Source organism: Duganella rivi (assembly GCF_009857435.1).
Classification (GTDB): Bacteria; Pseudomonadota; Gammaproteobacteria; order Burkholderiales; family Burkholderiaceae_D; genus Rugamonas; species Rugamonas rivi.
Window position 1 is genome coordinate 335,891 of the sequence record NZ_WWCK01000002.1, and the last position, 15,165, is coordinate 351,055.

Consider the following 15,165-nt stretch of genomic DNA (forward strand, 5'->3'; position numbering starts at 1 on the left):
AGGTAGAGTGTTATTTTTATCTCAACGCAGGAGCTTGCAATGAAATACCTTGCGATGGCCGCACTCGCGGCCTGCGTGTTCACCGCCCACGCTCAATCCCTGTCCACCGCTGGCACGCTGGTGGTGGTGCCCGCGTTTGGCGAGGTCAAGCGCACCAACGATCAGGCCACGATCACGCTGTCGGTGGAAGAGATGGACAAGGACAAGGCCGCCGCCGCCTCGCGCGTCAACACCAAGATGAAGCAGGGGCTGGACATCGTCAAGAAGGCCGATCCGCAAGCCAGCCTGAAAACGCAGGGCTATTACACATATCCCGTCTACGCGGAAGAAGCACCGCTGCCGCCGGGCCAGCAGCGCAAGCCGCGCGTGCCGACCTCGTGGCGCGTGGGCCAGTCGCTGCAAGTGATCACCACCAATCTCGACAGCCTGCCCAAGACCGTGGCTGCCGCCCAGTCCATACTGAGCCTGAACAACCTGCATTTCGGCCTGTCGCCGGAAACCACGCGCCAGCTGGAAGACCAGCGTATTGCCGCCACTTATCTCAACTTGAATGAACGCATCGCCTCGATCGCCAAGGCCATGGGCCGCAAGCTGGGCGACGCCGTGCTCGATACGGTGGACTTTGAAGGCTCGGGCAACTACAGCAATCGCGTGGAAGCCACCGCCTCGCGCATGATGATGGCGGCACCGGCCGCGCCGCCTGCACCTCAAGGCGTGGCCGAGCCAAGTTTTGAACCCGGCGAAACCACCTTGTCGATGCGTTTGGTGGGCAAGGTGCGCTTCAAGTAAGCGTGCCATGTGGCGGTCGGCTCCTCTATAATGATGGCGCAATCCCGATAACGAGAAACGGACCACTATGCCCAACTTTCCCCGCCGCCGCGCCAAGAACAGCGCGGCCCAAGCCAAGCTGCCCAAAACGTCACGCTTCAGCCGTTTTGCGCGTCGCGCCCGCGGAGAGGATCTGGACCGGCCGCGCCATCGCGGCATTTACCTGCTGCCAAACGCTTTCACCACCGCCGCGCTGTTCTGCGGCTTCTACGCCATCGTCATGGCGATGAACCAGAAGTTTGAACACGCGGCATGGGCCATCTTCATCGCCATGGTGCTTGATGGCCTGGACGGCCGCGTCGCGCGCCTGACCAACACCCAGAGCGAATTCGGCGCGCAATACGATTCGCTGTCGGACATGGTGTCCTTCGGCGCCGCACCGGCGCTGGTGATGTACGAGTGGTCGCTGCGCGGCTTGGGTAAGCTGGGCTGGATCGCGGCCTTCGTCTACTGCGCCGGCGCCGCGCTGCGCCTCGCGCGCTTCAACACCAATATCGAAGTAGTGGACAAGCGCTACTTCCAGGGCATGCCGTCGCCGTCCGCCGCAGCGCTGGTGGCCGGCTTTATCTTGATGATTCTGGATCTCGAACTTGATATCTCCGGGTTGGAGATGGCTTGGGTATCGTGGGGCATCGCGGTGTTTGCCGGCCTGACCATGGTCAGCAACGTGCCGTTCTACAGCTTCAAGGACGTGAACTTCCGCAAGCCGGTGCCGTTCATCGGCGTGTTCCTGATCGCGCTTGGCCTGGCGCTGATTGCGATTAAACCGGCAGCCACGTTGTGGCCTTTGTTCGCAGCCTACGGCCTGTCCGGCTACATCGTCGCCGCATGGCGCGCTGCCAAGGGCAAAAAGGTCAGCTTGATCCAGACCGATATGGATAGCGACGATCCAAGCGAACGTCACTAAGCGAGAGGGCGGCAGGCCCTGAGTAGCAGATTCAAGGAGCAACCTATGAACAACTCATCCAACCGCCTAATCATTTTCGACACCACGCTGCGCGATGGCGAGCAATCGCCGGGCGCGTCGATGACCAAGGACGAGAAAGTCCGCATCGCCAAGCAGCTGGAGCGCCTGCGCGTGGATGTCATCGAGGCCGGCTTCGCAGCCGCCTCTCCCGGCGATTTTGAATCGATCAAGGCGATTGCCACTGCGGTGCGCGAGTCGACGATTTGCTCACTGTCGCGCGCCAATGACCGCGACATCGCCCGCGCTGCCGAAGCGCTGCTGCCGGCGGAACGCAAACGTATCCACACTTTTATCGCGACTTCCAAGCTGCACATGGAGGCCAAGCTGCGCATGCTGCCGGAGCAGGTGCTGGAGCAGGCCCGCAACGCAGTGCGCTTCGCGCGCCAGCATACCGACGATATTGAATTCAGCCCGGAAGACGGCAGCCGCTCGGACGAGGACTTCCTGTGCCGCGTGCTGGAAGGCGTGATCGCCGAGGGCGCGACCACCATCAACTTCCCTGACACCGTGGGCTACGCGGTGCCGGAGCTGTTCGGCGAAACCATCCGCCGCCTGCGCGAGCGCATTCCGAATTCCGACAAGGCCGTTTGGTCGGTCCACTGTCATAACGACTTGGGCCTCGCGGTGGCAAACTCGCTGGCCGGCGTGGTGATCGGCGGTGCGCGGCAGATCGAGTGCACTATCAACGGCCTCGGTGAGCGCGCCGGCAACACCGCGCTGGAAGAGGTAGTGATGGCGCTGCGCACGCGCGGCGGTTACTACAATCTCGAATGCGGCATCGATACGACGCAGATCGTGGCGGCGTCCAAGATGGTGTCGCAGATTACCGGCTTTGCGGTGCAACCGAATAAAGCGGTGGTCGGCGCGAACGCATTTGCGCACGCTTCCGGCATCCACCAGGACGGCATGCTGAAGTCGCGCGAGACCTACGAGATCATGCGCGCCGAAGATGTAGGCTGGACTGCAACCAAGATCGTGCTGGGCAAACTGTCCGGCCGCAACGCGTTCAAGCAGCGCTTGCAGGAGCTGGGCATTGATCTGGAGTCGGAAGCGGAGGTCAACGCGGCCTTCGCGCGCTTCAAGGAACTGGCCGACCGCAAGGCCGATATTTTTGACGAGGACATTCTCGCACTCGTGTCGGACGAACAGCAGTCGCAGGAAAGCGAGTTCTATCGCTTCGTCTCGCTGGAGCAGCGCTCGGCCAGCGGCGAGACGCCGACTGCGAAAGTGGCGTTCCTGGTCGACGGCGAAGAACACGTTAGCGAAGGCCGTGGCGATGGCCCGGTTGACGCCACCGTCAACGCCATCGAGGGCGAAGTGGGCAGCGGCGCAGAGCTGGTGCTGTTCTCGGTGAACGCCATCAGCACCGGCACGCAGTCGCAAGGCGAGGTGACGATGCGCTTGTCGAAAGAAGGCCGGATCGTCAACGGCGTTGGCGCAGACCCGGACATCATCGTGGCGTCGGCCAAGGCCTACTTGTCGGCCCTGAATAAACTGCATTCCAAAATTGAGCGAGTGAACCCGCAACCATGAGTAAAGATTTTGACGTTGTAGCGCTGGGCGAGGCGATGGTGGAGTTCAACCAGGCCAAAGCCAGCGAACCTATGTACCGCCAGGGCTTCGGCGGCGACACCTCGAACGCGGTGATCGCAGCCAGCCGGCAGGGCGCGCGCGTGGCCTACCTAAGCCGCGTAGGCGAAGATCATTTCGGCCGCATGCTGCTCGACTTGTGGCAAGCCGAAGGCGTAGACGTGAGCGCGGTAGCGCGTGATGCGCAAGCGCCGACTGGTTTGTATTTCGTGAATCACGGCCCGCAGGGGCATAGCTTCAGCTATCTGCGCGCCGGCTCTGCAGCCAGCCGCATGCTGCCGCAGACCATGGACTTGAGCGCGGCGTCACGCACGCAATGGCTGCACGTGTCAGGCATCTCACAGGCCATTTCGGCCGGCGCTTGCGATACCGTGTTTGCCGCGATTGAAGCAGCAAGTGCGGCGGGCGGCAAAGTCAGTTTCGATCCGAATCTGCGCTTGTCCTTGTGGCCATTGGCCCGCGCCCGCGCGACCATCAGCGCCACGATTGCGCTGACCGATTTGTTCTTGCCTAGCTTGGACGAAGCAGTGACGCTGGCTGGCACCGACGACGTAACTGCGATCTTCGCGTGGGCCCGCGCTCACGGCGCGCGCACCATCGTGTTGAAAGCCGGTTCGGCAGGCGCATGGTACGCAGCGGAGGGCGAAGCGCCGCAACTGGCCGCATCTCGCGCCGTGCAGGCAGTAGACGCCACCGGCGCCGGCGATTGCTTCGACGGCTCGCTGTTAGCCCGCCTCGCCGCCGGCGACACATTGGCCGACGCGGTACGCTATGCTAACGTCAGCGCCGGCCTGTCGACGCTAGGCCACGGCGCAGTCGCGCCAATTCCAACCGCAGCACAAGTGCGCGCGGCACTGGGCTGATTGTTTAGAAGCGGAACTTGACGTAAGCCGCCGGGCCGCTCAGGCGCACATTGAGGTCGGTGTCGTCACGGTCGCGGGTCAGGCTGATCTTGCTGGTGCTGTATTCAGCCACCACGCCCACCATCGGCGTCGGATACCACTCCACGCCGAGCGCCCCCCCATAGATGTGGCCATGGATCTTGCCGCCGTTTTTCTTGATGCCGGAAGCATCGGCATACACGCGCACATTGTCCGACACCGCATGGCGCCAGCCCAGTTCCACCAGCGGCGCATACGCATGCTCGCTCTCCGAGTAAGCCGCATTGCCGGCGATGCCGTTCAGCACGCCGCTGGCCGTGCCGTCCACGCGCGCGCGGTAGTAAGCCGCACCCACGCCCACGCCGAAGACATCTTTGCCGCTGCCGATCCACCATTTATAGGCGAGGTTGGCCAGATCGAGTTTGAGCTTGGCATCGAGCTTGCCGTTGCCGGTCAGCTGCTGGCCGTTGATGTTGGTGCTGCCGCTCAGGCTTGGGCTGTATGTTTTGTCGTAGCGGTAGTAGTCGAAGTCCAGACCCTGCGTATCGCCCAGCAGCAGCTGTGCTTTGGCGCGCGGCAGCGTGACGTGATCGGTCTTATAGGTGCCGGTGTCGACGCGGCCGTAGTTGGTTTCGCCGTTATAGTTGATGCGCGGCTCGGTATAGAACGCGCCGAGCGAGATGCTGGCACGATCGAGCGGGGCAGCCGGTTCGGCGAAGGCGAAGGCGCTGGCGGCGCTCAGCGCAAATACGGTGGCGATAGACAAGGCGTGACGGGACATGAGGGCTCCTTGGGTTGCAATATTGATGAAAAGATCATAGCAACCACAACCCTCCAGCACCGTCGGCGCACGCCCGCAATGCGCGTCGGACTGCTCCTACTTCAGCGCCGCCGCACTTCGCGCTCCTCGTCCGGCCCGTTGACCAAGGCTTGCACCATGCCTTGCCGGTCGAACTCCACCGACATCATGGAATTCCACACATCCTGTTCCTTGTAGCGATATAGCCAGACATCGCCATCCACGCTGGCGTAGTGCGTGACCTGCGTCGGCCGGCCGAAAGTGCGCAAGATGGTTTCTTTGTTATCCTTGCGCAGTTGCACGGTGGCAAACTTGGCGCTGGTCAGCACCTGTTCATAGGAACGCAGGCGGCCATCCGGCCCTAGCCGCGCCATCCAGGTGTATTGGCCCATGGGGCCGTAGGCGTATTCCAGCATGGTGTCGTTGCCGTTGGCGTAGACATTGGTGGGCTGGCCAAGCCGCGCTAGCACGGCCTCGCGGCTATCGCCGGGCTGGGGCGGCGGGCGGCCAAACTGGGCGCATCCAGCCAGCGAGAGCGCCCAAAGGGCGCAAATCAGCGGTTTACTCATGATTACCTCCTGAAAAAAGCAGACAGGCGGGACTTTTTTCCGCTATACTTCCGGGTCTGGTCTTTCCGACCGGGTTTTATTGTAAATCACGGTGAGCAGGGTTCCGACTCCGCGCACCGCATGTTAAAGGTAAATATCATGACCGTAGAAAACATCAACAAAGCAGCGATCATCGCTGACAACGCCCGCGGCGAAAAAGACACCGGCTCCCCAGAAGTGCAAGTTGCACTGCTGACCGCCCGCATCAACGAACTGAACGGCCACTTCAAAGCCCACAGCAAAGATCACCACTCGCGTCGTGGCCTGATCATGATGGTTAACCGTCGTAAATCCCTGCTGTCGTACCTGAAGGGCAAAGATGCAACCCGTTACCGCGATCTGATCGCTAAACTGGGCCTGCGTAAGTAATTTTTGCGCCGTCCGGCTTAAAACAAAATGCCTGCGCCAGCTTGCTGTCGCGGGCATTTTGTCTTTTTGAGCATTAAAAAATTGCTAAGTGGAATGTAGTTGTACCGTTGTAGTGAGTAGTAAAGGTGGCGGCAACGCTGCCTGTGGTGAGGTGAACGACAGCTCCTGAAAATCTGTCGGCAAATAGAAAGGGATTACCCATGTTTAATAAAGTTACGAAAACCTTCCAGTACGGTCAACACACCGTCACGCTGGAAACTGGCGAGATCGCTCGTCAGGCCTCCGGCGCGGTGATGGTGTCGATTGAAGACACCGTCGTGCTGGCCACCGTGGTAGCGCGTAAAGACGCGAAACCAGGCCAGGACTTCTTCCCACTGACCGTCGACTACCTGGAGAAAACCTACGCAGCCGGTAAAATCCCGGGCGGTTTCTTCAAGCGTGAAGGTCGTCCTTCGGAAAAAGAAACCCTGACGTCCCGCCTGATCGACCGTCCTATCCGTCCTCTGTTCCCAGAGGGCTACATGAACGAAGTGCAAGTGATTGTGCACGTTCTGTCGGTCAACCCAGAAATCGATCCAGACATCGCCTCGATGATCGGTGCTTCGGCCGCGCTGTGCGTGTCGGGCGTGCCGTTCAACGGCCCGATCGGCGCTGCCCGCGTGGGTTACGCCAACGGCCAGTACATCCTGAATCCTACCGTTGAACAACTGAAGACCTCGCAGATGGATCTGGTGGTTGCCGGTACCGAAACCGCCGTGCTGATGGTGGAATCGGAAGCCCAGCAGCTGTCGGAAGAAATCATGCTGGGCGCGGTGGTCTACGGCCACACCCAGATGAAAGTCGTGATCGACGCGATCCACGACCTGGTGCGCGACGGCGGCAAGCCTGAGCAAGTGTGGACTGCACCTGCCAAGAACGAAGCGCTGATCGGCCGCGTGGCCCACTTCGGCGAAGCCAAACTGCGCGACGCCTACCAGACCCGCGACAAGCAAGCCCGTACCGACAAGCTGCGCGCTGCATCGGCTGAAATCATCGCCGACCTGGCTGCTGAAGCTAGCGCTGCCGGCGCTGCCGCACCTGACTCGGTTGAAGTCGGCAACATCCTGTTCGAGATGGAATCGAAGATCGTCCGCTCGCAGATCCTGGACGGCGAGCCACGTATCGACGGCCGCGACACCCGCACCGTGCGTCCAATCTCGATCCGCACCTCGGTGCTGCCGCGTACCCATGGTTCGGCGCTGTTCACCCGTGGCGAAACCCAGGCACTGGTCGTCGCCACCCTGGGCACCGCCCGTGATTCGCAGAAGATCGACGCGCTGATGGGCGAGTACACCGACGACTTCATGCTGCACTACAACATGCCTCCGTTCGCGACCGGCGAAACCGGCCGCGTCGGTACGCCGAAGCGCCGCGAAGTGGGCCACGGCCGCCTGGCCAAGCGCGCACTGGTTGCCGCGCTGCCATCGCCGGAAGAGTTCAGCTACTCGGTGCGTCTGGTGTCGGAAATCACCGAATCGAACGGTTCGTCGTCGATGGCGTCGGTCTGCGGCGGCTGCCTGGCGCTGATGGATGCCGGCGTGCCGATGAAAGAGCACGTGGCCGGTATCGCCATGGGCCTGATCAAGGAAGGCGGCAAGTTCGCTGTGCTGTCGGACATTCTGGGTGACGAAGATCACCTGGGCGACATGGACTTCAAAGTAGCCGGCACCCGCAACGGTATCACCGCGCTGCAGATGGACATCAAGATCCAGGGCATCACCAAGGAAATCATGCAAGTGGCGCTGGCGCAAGCCAAAGAAGGCCGCGAGCACATCCTGGGCGAAATGCAAAAGGCCGTGCCGAGCGTGAAGACCGAACTGTCGGACTTCGCACCACGCCTGATCACCATCAAGATCAATCCAGAGAAGATCCGTGACGTGATCGGTAAGGGCGGCGCCGTGATCCGCGCGCTGACTGAAGAGACCGGCACCCAGATCGACATCAGCGACGAAGGCGTGGTCACCATCGCTTCCGTGGACGCTGCTGCCGGCCAGGAAGCCAAGCGCCGCATCGAAGAGCTGACCGCATCGGTCGAAGTAGGCAAGTCCTACGACGGCACCGTGCTGAAACTGCTGGACTTCGGCGCCATCGTGCAAGTGATGCCAGGCAAGGACGGCCTGCTGCACATCTCGCAGATCGCCAACGAGCGCGTGAACGCGGTGGCTGACTACCTGAAAGAAGGCCAGCAAGTGCGCGTCAAGGTTCTGGAAACCGACGACCGCGGCCGCCTGAAACTGTCGATGAAAGCTGCTGCTGAAGAAGCCGCTGCGGCTGCTGCCAACGCGCAGTAATCGCTACAGCGTAAGCTGATCTAGAAGCCGCCGGCGCGCAAGCCCGGCGGCTTTTTTTTGAGTCGTGTGAAGGCCAGTTTCAACCCCAAAGCGGAAATTTGTCAAAAGAGGGATTTACTGACTGATCCTTATCAGAGATTAGTACCGCGAGATAGCTTGTTGAGTTCATTCAGTACTATGGTCGCCTCTCGGCACATCAATGAAACGATCCCTTAGTTCATTAAGAGAAAACCAGCGGACTTGAACTCTCGAGTCGATCTGGAAAAGCATAGATTCTATCTTACGTTGCTTTTCGTGGGGAAGTTCCTCGATATACACCAATGCCATGATTATTCTAGCTTGTTCAAAACGAGGATCCCGCTCCAAGCCCGAAACGAGACGTGTCAATGAGTCCCGAATAAAACCACCAACAGTTTTTGGAGATAAGAGTTTTACTTCGATCACGCATGGCGTATCTTGAATCGTAAAGAAGCCGTCCATGTTAATTCCAGTCCGGGTCTTCACGTTTTGCACAATAGTCGTTCCAAATTCCAGCTGCAGAGTCCTAATAACAAAATCTTCTGCCTCGTAAGCCAGCCTAATTCGGTGCGCCGTCGACCGGGTTAACTCCGAGAACGCAGGAATGTCAGGCGGTGGTGAAGCACTTGTATCACTTGCACGTACATCATTGACCGGGGCATCATTAGGTGTATTGCTGCTAGGGGAGTCATTGACAGGTACGTCAGTACTCAATGATTGGGCGCTTACCTTCTCGGCAGCTTTGGAAACCTGCTCATCTTTCGATTGCGGCCCAACATCGGCAAATACCTCGCCGATAGGCGTCTTGATGTGCAGCTTTCCCAGTCGCTCACCAAATTTAACTAAGAACGTAGAAATCGGTTGGGCGAAACGCCTTAATATATACGCGATAAGCAACGCCCAAATCAGTGTCTGAAATACAGGACCGAGTTTCCCAAGTATACTTAATGCATTGTTAGATTCCTTAGATTGTTCATCATCAACTTTACGCAATAGGTTGAGCAATGCCACTGTCACAGCAGCCGATGCTGTGGAGTCAGAATTGGGGCTAAGGGATGGCTCGCACGAATTTGAAACCATCACCGACGGGGGAGGTGAGTTGCTAGATATTCTGTTATTGGAGGAGTATGATCTATTCCCCGTCCTGACGGATTGGTCTACATTGCTTGTATTGTTGACCGTCGAACTTGTCTGCGGTGTTTGGCTACAGCTAGATTTCGAAGTCGTGTCAAGCCGAGGCTGTGTTGAATTGCCATCTTCATTTCCATATGCATGGGATACCGCAAAGACTAATAGTAGCGTTACTAATACCTTTCTTTCGAACGACTCCAACATCAATTCCTCCAAGCTTGCAATAATATTCATTTAAAAACACCCTAGGGTAATTTATTTTATAGGCTTTCGTTGGTGCTATGCTGGAATATGTCCTTTCGGAGTAAACACTTTGCTGATTAATCTGCTCATGACCCTTCGGCGGCCACCATTTCGATGCCGGTTTTTTCTCAGCAGCGATTCTCTTGAAAGCAAGCGCTGGGTCTTCACGGCACCAATACTCAAACTGACTGAATCGGCCAATCCACGCAGCAACACCGCTAGGAATACCTGACAAATAACGAGACTTTAAATCTCTCAACATGCTGCGGATATCGGATTACGAGCCAACTTCGACTTTTTCAGCACAAGACTCCAAGTCATCGCCAGCATGAACACTATCGCGGTTTACGTGAACAATAATGAGCATCTGGCTCTTTTTTGGCTGAAAACGGAGATTGTCCATAAAGCATAACATCTTGCCTATATTAAGAAATACGCTAAATCTCACTGGCACCAATGGCGATGTGTGATTGAAAGTTATGAGATTTCGCTGCGGCTCAATATTGAACTTTTCAGCTGTGCTGCTGGTCTAAAAGCAGAGGAGGTCGCCATGAGCAATGTTTATGAAGACGACGTTGTTACGTGGGCGGAGCAGCAGGCTCACTTGCTACGCACAGGCCAATGGTCGCGGCTCGATATCGACAATATCGTTGAGGAGATTGAGGATGTTGGTGAGAGCGAGAGGCGAGAAGTACAAAACCGACTTTGCGTGTTGATTTCAGATTTGCTGAAGTGGTCGCATCAGCCGGGGCGTCGATCGCGTAATTGGCGCGAGGGAATCCAGCTACAGCGCACTATCATCGACAAGCAACTGAGGCGACATGCTGGATTGAGCACGCTGTTAAATGATGACGAGTGGGCGGTGGAGGCATATGGGGATGCACGAACGGCTATCTACAACGAGACAGGGCAGCCTGATCTGCCGGAGCAACTGCCTTGGTCGATAGGGGAGTTGTTGTCCCCTGAGTTTTGGCCGGAGGCACGATGAGTACGCAATTCTACGACCCGCTGCAATGGACGAAGGAGTTGGCGTTTTGGCCTGACGAGATTGCTAGCGCTGGTCTGCCGCTCCGACAGCTGTTGGTGCAGCGTTGCGGCGAACTGCTGGCGCACTTGGCTCGATGGCAGCGGCAGGAGGGGAATCAATGTTTGCTGTGGCGGCGCTTGATCGTCTTGCAGCGCATGCGGATTGCCCGCATGTTGTCCGCAGCACCGGAGTTACGTGCGATGTTGGGCGATGAAGAGTGTATTCAAGACGCTTGGCTGAGCGCACTGCTCAAAGTCATCGGTGAAGCGAACTGCTTTGATTTGCCTGATGCCAGCCCTTGGTCGTTAGAGCAAGCGCTGGATCAGGATTTTTTCCCGCAGTGATTACTTGCCGTCGTAAGTCACGCGGAAGATGCGGCCGGCGTAGTCGTCGGAGATGAGCAGTGAGCCGTCGGCCAGCTGGGTCACATCAACCGGACGGCCAACCACTTCGTCACCGCGCAAGAAGCCATCGACAAAGGCGGTGTCGCTCACCAGCTTGTTGCCGTACAGGGAAACGAAACGCACGGTGTAGCCGATCTTGGTCGAACGGTTCCACGAGCCATGCTCGGCCACGAAGATGTTGTTGCGATACGCCTCCGGGAACTGCTTGCCGGTGTAGAAGCTCAAGCCCAGTGGTGCAACGTGCGGGCCCAGCTTGGCGACTGGCTCGACAAACTCATCACAGCTACGGCTTTTGCCGAACTCTGGATCAGGCACCACGCCGCCGTGGCAGTACGGGAAGCCAAAGTGCTGGCCAAACTTGGTCAGCACGTTCAGTTCGCACGATGGCGAGTTGTCGCCCAGTTCGTCGCGGCCATTGTCGGTGAACCACAGCTGCTTGGTGGTCGGGTGGAAGGCGAAACCGACGGTGTTGCGCACGCCGCGCGCCACTTCTTCCAGTTGGCTGCCGTCCGCGTTCATGCGATAGATCTTGGCGCTCTTGGTATCGTCGGTATCGCAGATATTGCATGGCGCACCGACTGGGATGTAGAGCTTGCCGTCCGGGCTGGCCTTGATCACTTTCTCGCCGTGCCATTTGTCGCTAGGCAGGGTGACTTTAACCACTTCGTACGATGGCTTTTGCGCGTAGCGCTTGTCGATATTGTCGAAGCGGATCACGCGGCTGATTTCGCCCACGTACAGCGAGCCGTTCAGCAGGGTGACGCCGATTGGGCTATCGAGACCTTCGGCCACGGTAACGACGTCGGCCGATTGCTTGTCGGCGCGCGGCACCAGCGCGTAAATTTTACCGGCCTTGCGCGAACCGACGTAGACGATGCCGCTGTCGGACACCACCATGCTGCGCGCGGTCGTTGCCCCCTCAGCGTAGACGCTGATGCGGAAGCCTTTCGGCAGCTTGAAGCCGCCCAGCAAATCGGTGGCAACCGGCTTGGCGGCAGCAGGCGCAGCCGCCAGCTTCTTGTTGGCATTGGCCGCGATGTAATCGGCCAGCATGGAAATCTGCTGCGCGCTCAGGGCCGGCGACCATGCCGGCATATTCTTCTCCGGCACGCCCTTGCTGATGATCTTGATGAGATTGGCCTTGGTCGGCGCGCCGTGGATCCACGCGTGCTCGCCCAAGGTCGGGCCGACCGCGCCTTCCAGTTTCACGCCGTGGCAGGCTGCGCAATTGGCTTGGTATAGTTGTTCGGCGGTTTGGGCCGGGGCCGCGTGGACGGCGAAGGATGTGAGCGCCATGCCGATGGCGGCGGCTTGCAAAGCGATCTTGTACATTGATGTGTCCCCTGATGTGTGATCACGCCATTGTACAATCTGCCTCATCAATTAACTTACCATCTTGCTTCATGACGCTATTCCGCCGTATCGCCACCATCCTTGCTTTCAGTGCCGTCACCTCCGCCCACGCCGCCATGGAAACTCCGGTCGCACCGTTCCCGCTGTACGGCAATAGCTACTACGTCGGCATGCAAGGCATAGGCTCGGTGCTGATTACCTCGTCCGAGGGGCATATCCTGATCGACGGCGGCTTCCCCGAATCGGCCGCGCACATTGCGAGCGGCATCCGCGCCCTGGGCTTCAAGGTGGGAGACGTGAAGCTGATTTTGAATTCCCATGTGCACGGCGACCATGCCGGCGGCATCGCTGAATTGCAGCGTTTGAGCGGCGCGATTGTGATGACCAGTCCGGCATCGGTGCAAGCCTTGCGCGATGGGATGGCAGGGAAGGACGATCCGCAGTTTGCCGACTTGCAGCCATTCCCGCAGGTGGGCGCGGCGCAGCCGGTGATGGATGGGGAGGTGGTAAGGGTGGGGCCGCTGGCGGTGACGGCGCACTACACGCCGGGCCACACGCGCAGCGGCGTCAGCTGGTCATGGACGTCCTGCCAGCAGGCACGCTGCGGGGCGATGGTGTTTGCCGACAGTATCAATCCGATTTCCAGCGACGGTTTCCGCTTCAGCGCCAACAGTGCGTATCCCGGCATCGTGCAGGACTTCGGCTACAGCTACACGGTGTTGGGCCAGCTGCCGTGCGATGTGCTGGTTGCGGCCCATCCCGATGCGGCTGCCTTGAAGGCGCAAGCCGGCATGCTCGGTGATGGCGGCGCCTGCAAGCGCTACGTCGCCGCCTCGCGCGACAAGCTCAAGGCGCGGCTGGCGAGCGAGCGCGCCGCCGCGCAGTAATTAGCGATCCGAGCCGGTACGCAGGCGCGGGGCAGTGGGCAGGGCGGCCTGCGCCGGACGCGCGCGTGCCGGGCCCAGCTTGGTTACCGAGGCGCTGCTGGGACGTAGTGCCGCATCGACCTGGAACACGCTGACCAGCTCGGCTAGATGCGCGGCTTGGCCCTGCATCGCTTCGGCGGCGGCCGAGGCTTCCTCCACCAGCGCCGCGTTCTGCTGCGTCACGCCGTCCATCTCGATGATGGCGCGGTTGATTTGTTCGATACCGGCTTCCTGCTCGCTGCTGGCGGTGGTGATCTGCTCCATGATTTCGCTGACGTTGCGGATGCTGCGCACTACCTCGTCCATGGTCTTGCCGGCTTCATCCACCAGCATGCCGCCGTTGGCGATCTTTTCGACCGACTCATTGATCAACTGCTTGATGTCCTTGGCAGCGCTGGCCGAACGCTGGGCCAGCGTGCGCACTTCCTGCGCCACCACGGCAAAGCCACGGCCTTGTTCGCCGGCGCGTGCCGCTTCCACCGCTGCGTTCAACGCCAGAATATTGGTCTGGAAGGCGATGCCATCGATCACGCCGATGATGTCCACAATTTGGCGCGACGATGCGCTAATTGCTTCCATGGTGGTGACCACGCCGCCGACCACTTCGCCGCCGCGTGTGGCCACGCCAGCAGCGCCTGCCGCCAGTTGGTTGGCCTGGCGCGCCGATGCGGTGTTCTGCTTCACGGTGGCAGTCAATTCTTCCATCGACGACGCGGTCTCTTCCAGCGAACCGGCTTGCTGCTCGGTGCGCGTGGACAGGTCGAGGTTGCCGCTGGCGATCTGCTCGGAAGCAGAAGCGACGGCTTCGGTGCTGCTGCGCACTTCGCTAACGATGGCGGCCAGGCGGTCGCGCATGGTGGCGATGCTGTACAGCAGGCTGCTGCGGTCGCCGCGCGCCAGTTGCACCGGCACGGTCAAGTCGCCGCCGGCGATGCGGTCGGTGATGCCGGCCGCGTAGCCCGGTTCGCCGCCCAGTTGTTTCAGCAGCGAGCGGCTGATCAGCCAGCCCAGCACCAGCGCCAAGGCAATCGAGGCGGTGCTGAGGATGACGATCATCCATGCCGAGCGGCTGCTGCGGTCGTGGATGGTGGCGCCGATCTCATCGATCACAGCTTGCTGGCGCGCGACCAGCGCGGCCATGTGGCTAACGTAGAGCACGCCGGCCGGCAGGAAGTCCTGCTCGACAATCTTGTGCGCTTGCTCGATATCGCCGGCAGCCTTGGCGGCGAAGGCGCGCTTGCGGTGCTGCTGGTAGACATTGCGCTGCGCCAGCGCAGTCTCGAACATGGCCTTGGCCTTGGGATCGTCCAGCAGGTCAGCGATCTCGCGTTGATAGCCCTCGGCAGTCCTGGAGTTAGTGGCGATGCCATCCTCGAAGAATTTTTGCGTGGCGGGATCGCTGGTCTTGGCGGCGGCCAGCGCGCGTTGGACGTTGGTCTCAACGATGGCTTTCCACGCGCTGACCAAGCGTTCGGTTTTAAGATGGTGCGCCAGCACCGCGTCGGTGTCGGCGGCGGTTTGGCGGATGCTCAGCCAGCTGGCGCTAGCCACGGCCAGTAACAGTAGTAGGGTCGCGCCAAAGCCGATGGCCAGCCGATGGCTGACCTTCATTTCAGATAATTTCACAGGGCCTCCGTGTATTCAGCAGTTGTTTAAGGTGGTTGTCTCGGAGGTTTTATTATTAAAAAGAA

Annotated in this window: 14 protein-coding genes; 9 read left to right on the top strand and 5 right to left on the bottom strand. The window is 59.7% G+C overall.

Features of this window, described 5'->3' with window-relative positions; all coding sequences use genetic code 11:
• Nucleotides 1–39: 39 nt before the first annotated feature.
• The 4 genes from GTP45_RS06090 to GTP45_RS06105 all read left to right on the top strand — a co-directional run bounded on the left by GTP45_RS06090 (nt 40) and on the right by GTP45_RS06105 (nt 4,248).
• Entirely contained in the window at nt 40–789 is a 750-nt protein-coding gene (locus GTP45_RS06090; protein ID WP_161012988.1) for an SIMPL domain-containing protein, read from the top strand.
• Between the two features lie 67 nt (nt 790–856).
• On the top strand, nt 857–1,735 hold the full coding sequence (gene pssA, locus GTP45_RS06095; protein ID WP_161012989.1) for a CDP-diacylglycerol--serine O-phosphatidyltransferase: 879 nt from the start codon (nt 857–859) through the stop codon (nt 1,733–1,735).
• Nucleotides 1,736–1,780: 45 nt separating this feature from the next.
• On the top strand, nt 1,781–3,328 hold the full coding sequence (locus GTP45_RS06100) for a 2-isopropylmalate synthase (protein WP_161012990.1): 1,548 nt from the start codon (nt 1,781–1,783) through the stop codon (nt 3,326–3,328).
• Nucleotides 3,325–4,248, top strand: coding sequence for a sugar kinase (locus GTP45_RS06105; RefSeq protein ID WP_161012991.1), 924 nt, complete (start codon nt 3,325–3,327; stop codon nt 4,246–4,248). The genes GTP45_RS06100 and GTP45_RS06105 overlap by 4 nt, the downstream gene beginning before the upstream one ends.
• 4 nt (nt 4,249–4,252) lie before the next feature.
• Here GTP45_RS06105 and GTP45_RS06110 read toward each other — a convergent pair whose 3' ends face one another.
• Both GTP45_RS06110 and GTP45_RS06115 read right to left on the bottom strand, forming a co-directional pair.
• Entirely contained in the window at nt 4,253–5,047 is a 795-nt protein-coding gene (locus tag GTP45_RS06110) for a hypothetical protein (RefSeq protein ID WP_161012992.1), read from the bottom strand.
• Nucleotides 5,048–5,148: 101 nt separating this feature from the next.
• Entirely contained in the window at nt 5,149–5,634 is a 486-nt protein-coding gene (locus GTP45_RS06115) for a hypothetical protein (RefSeq protein WP_161012993.1), read from the bottom strand.
• Nucleotides 5,635–5,772: 138 nt separating this feature from the next.
• On the opposite strand from GTP45_RS06115, the gene rpsO reads away from it, so the two are divergent.
• Both rpsO and pnp read left to right on the top strand, forming a co-directional pair.
• Nucleotides 5,773–6,042, top strand: coding sequence for a 30S ribosomal protein S15 (rpsO, locus tag GTP45_RS06120; RefSeq protein ID WP_161007899.1), 270 nt, complete (start codon nt 5,773–5,775; stop codon nt 6,040–6,042).
• Nucleotides 6,043–6,242: 200 nt separating this feature from the next.
• Nucleotides 6,243–8,372, top strand: a complete 2,130-nt coding sequence (gene pnp / locus GTP45_RS06125; RefSeq protein WP_161012994.1) for a polyribonucleotide nucleotidyltransferase — start codon at nt 6,243–6,245, stop codon at nt 8,370–8,372.
• A gap of 165 nt (nt 8,373–8,537) precedes the next feature.
• Here pnp and GTP45_RS06130 read toward each other — a convergent pair whose 3' ends face one another.
• Nucleotides 8,538–9,401 carry a hypothetical protein gene (locus GTP45_RS06130; RefSeq protein ID WP_161012995.1) on the bottom strand — a complete coding sequence of 288 codons (864 nt, stop codon included), beginning with the start codon at nt 9,399–9,401 and terminating at the stop codon, nt 8,538–8,540.
• Between the two features lie 829 nt (nt 9,402–10,230).
• On the opposite strand from GTP45_RS06130, the gene GTP45_RS06135 reads away from it, so the two are divergent.
• Nucleotides 10,231–10,752, top strand: a complete 522-nt coding sequence (locus tag GTP45_RS06135; RefSeq protein WP_161012996.1) for a DUF29 domain-containing protein — start codon at nt 10,231–10,233, stop codon at nt 10,750–10,752.
• Entirely contained in the window at nt 10,749–11,135 is a 387-nt protein-coding gene (locus GTP45_RS06140) for a DUF29 family protein (RefSeq protein ID WP_161012997.1), read from the top strand. Before GTP45_RS06135 ends, GTP45_RS06140 begins: the two co-directional genes overlap by 4 nt.
• Here GTP45_RS06140 and GTP45_RS06145 read toward each other — a convergent pair whose 3' ends face one another.
• Nucleotides 11,136–12,491: a c-type cytochrome gene (locus tag GTP45_RS06145; protein ID WP_371874423.1), complete on the bottom strand. Its 1,356-nt coding sequence runs from the start codon at nt 12,489–12,491 to the stop codon at nt 11,136–11,138.
• A 107-nt stretch (nt 12,492–12,598) separates the two neighbouring features.
• On the opposite strand from GTP45_RS06145, the gene bla reads away from it, so the two are divergent.
• Entirely contained in the window at nt 12,599–13,435 is an 837-nt protein-coding gene (bla, locus tag GTP45_RS06150; protein ID WP_161012999.1) for a subclass B3 metallo-beta-lactamase, read from the top strand.
• Here the strand turns inward: bla and GTP45_RS29145 are convergent, their stop codons facing one another.
• On the bottom strand, nt 13,436–15,100 hold the full coding sequence (locus GTP45_RS29145; protein WP_161013000.1) for a methyl-accepting chemotaxis protein: 1,665 nt from the start codon (nt 15,098–15,100) through the stop codon (nt 13,436–13,438).
• Nucleotides 15,101–15,165 lie beyond the last annotated feature (65 nt).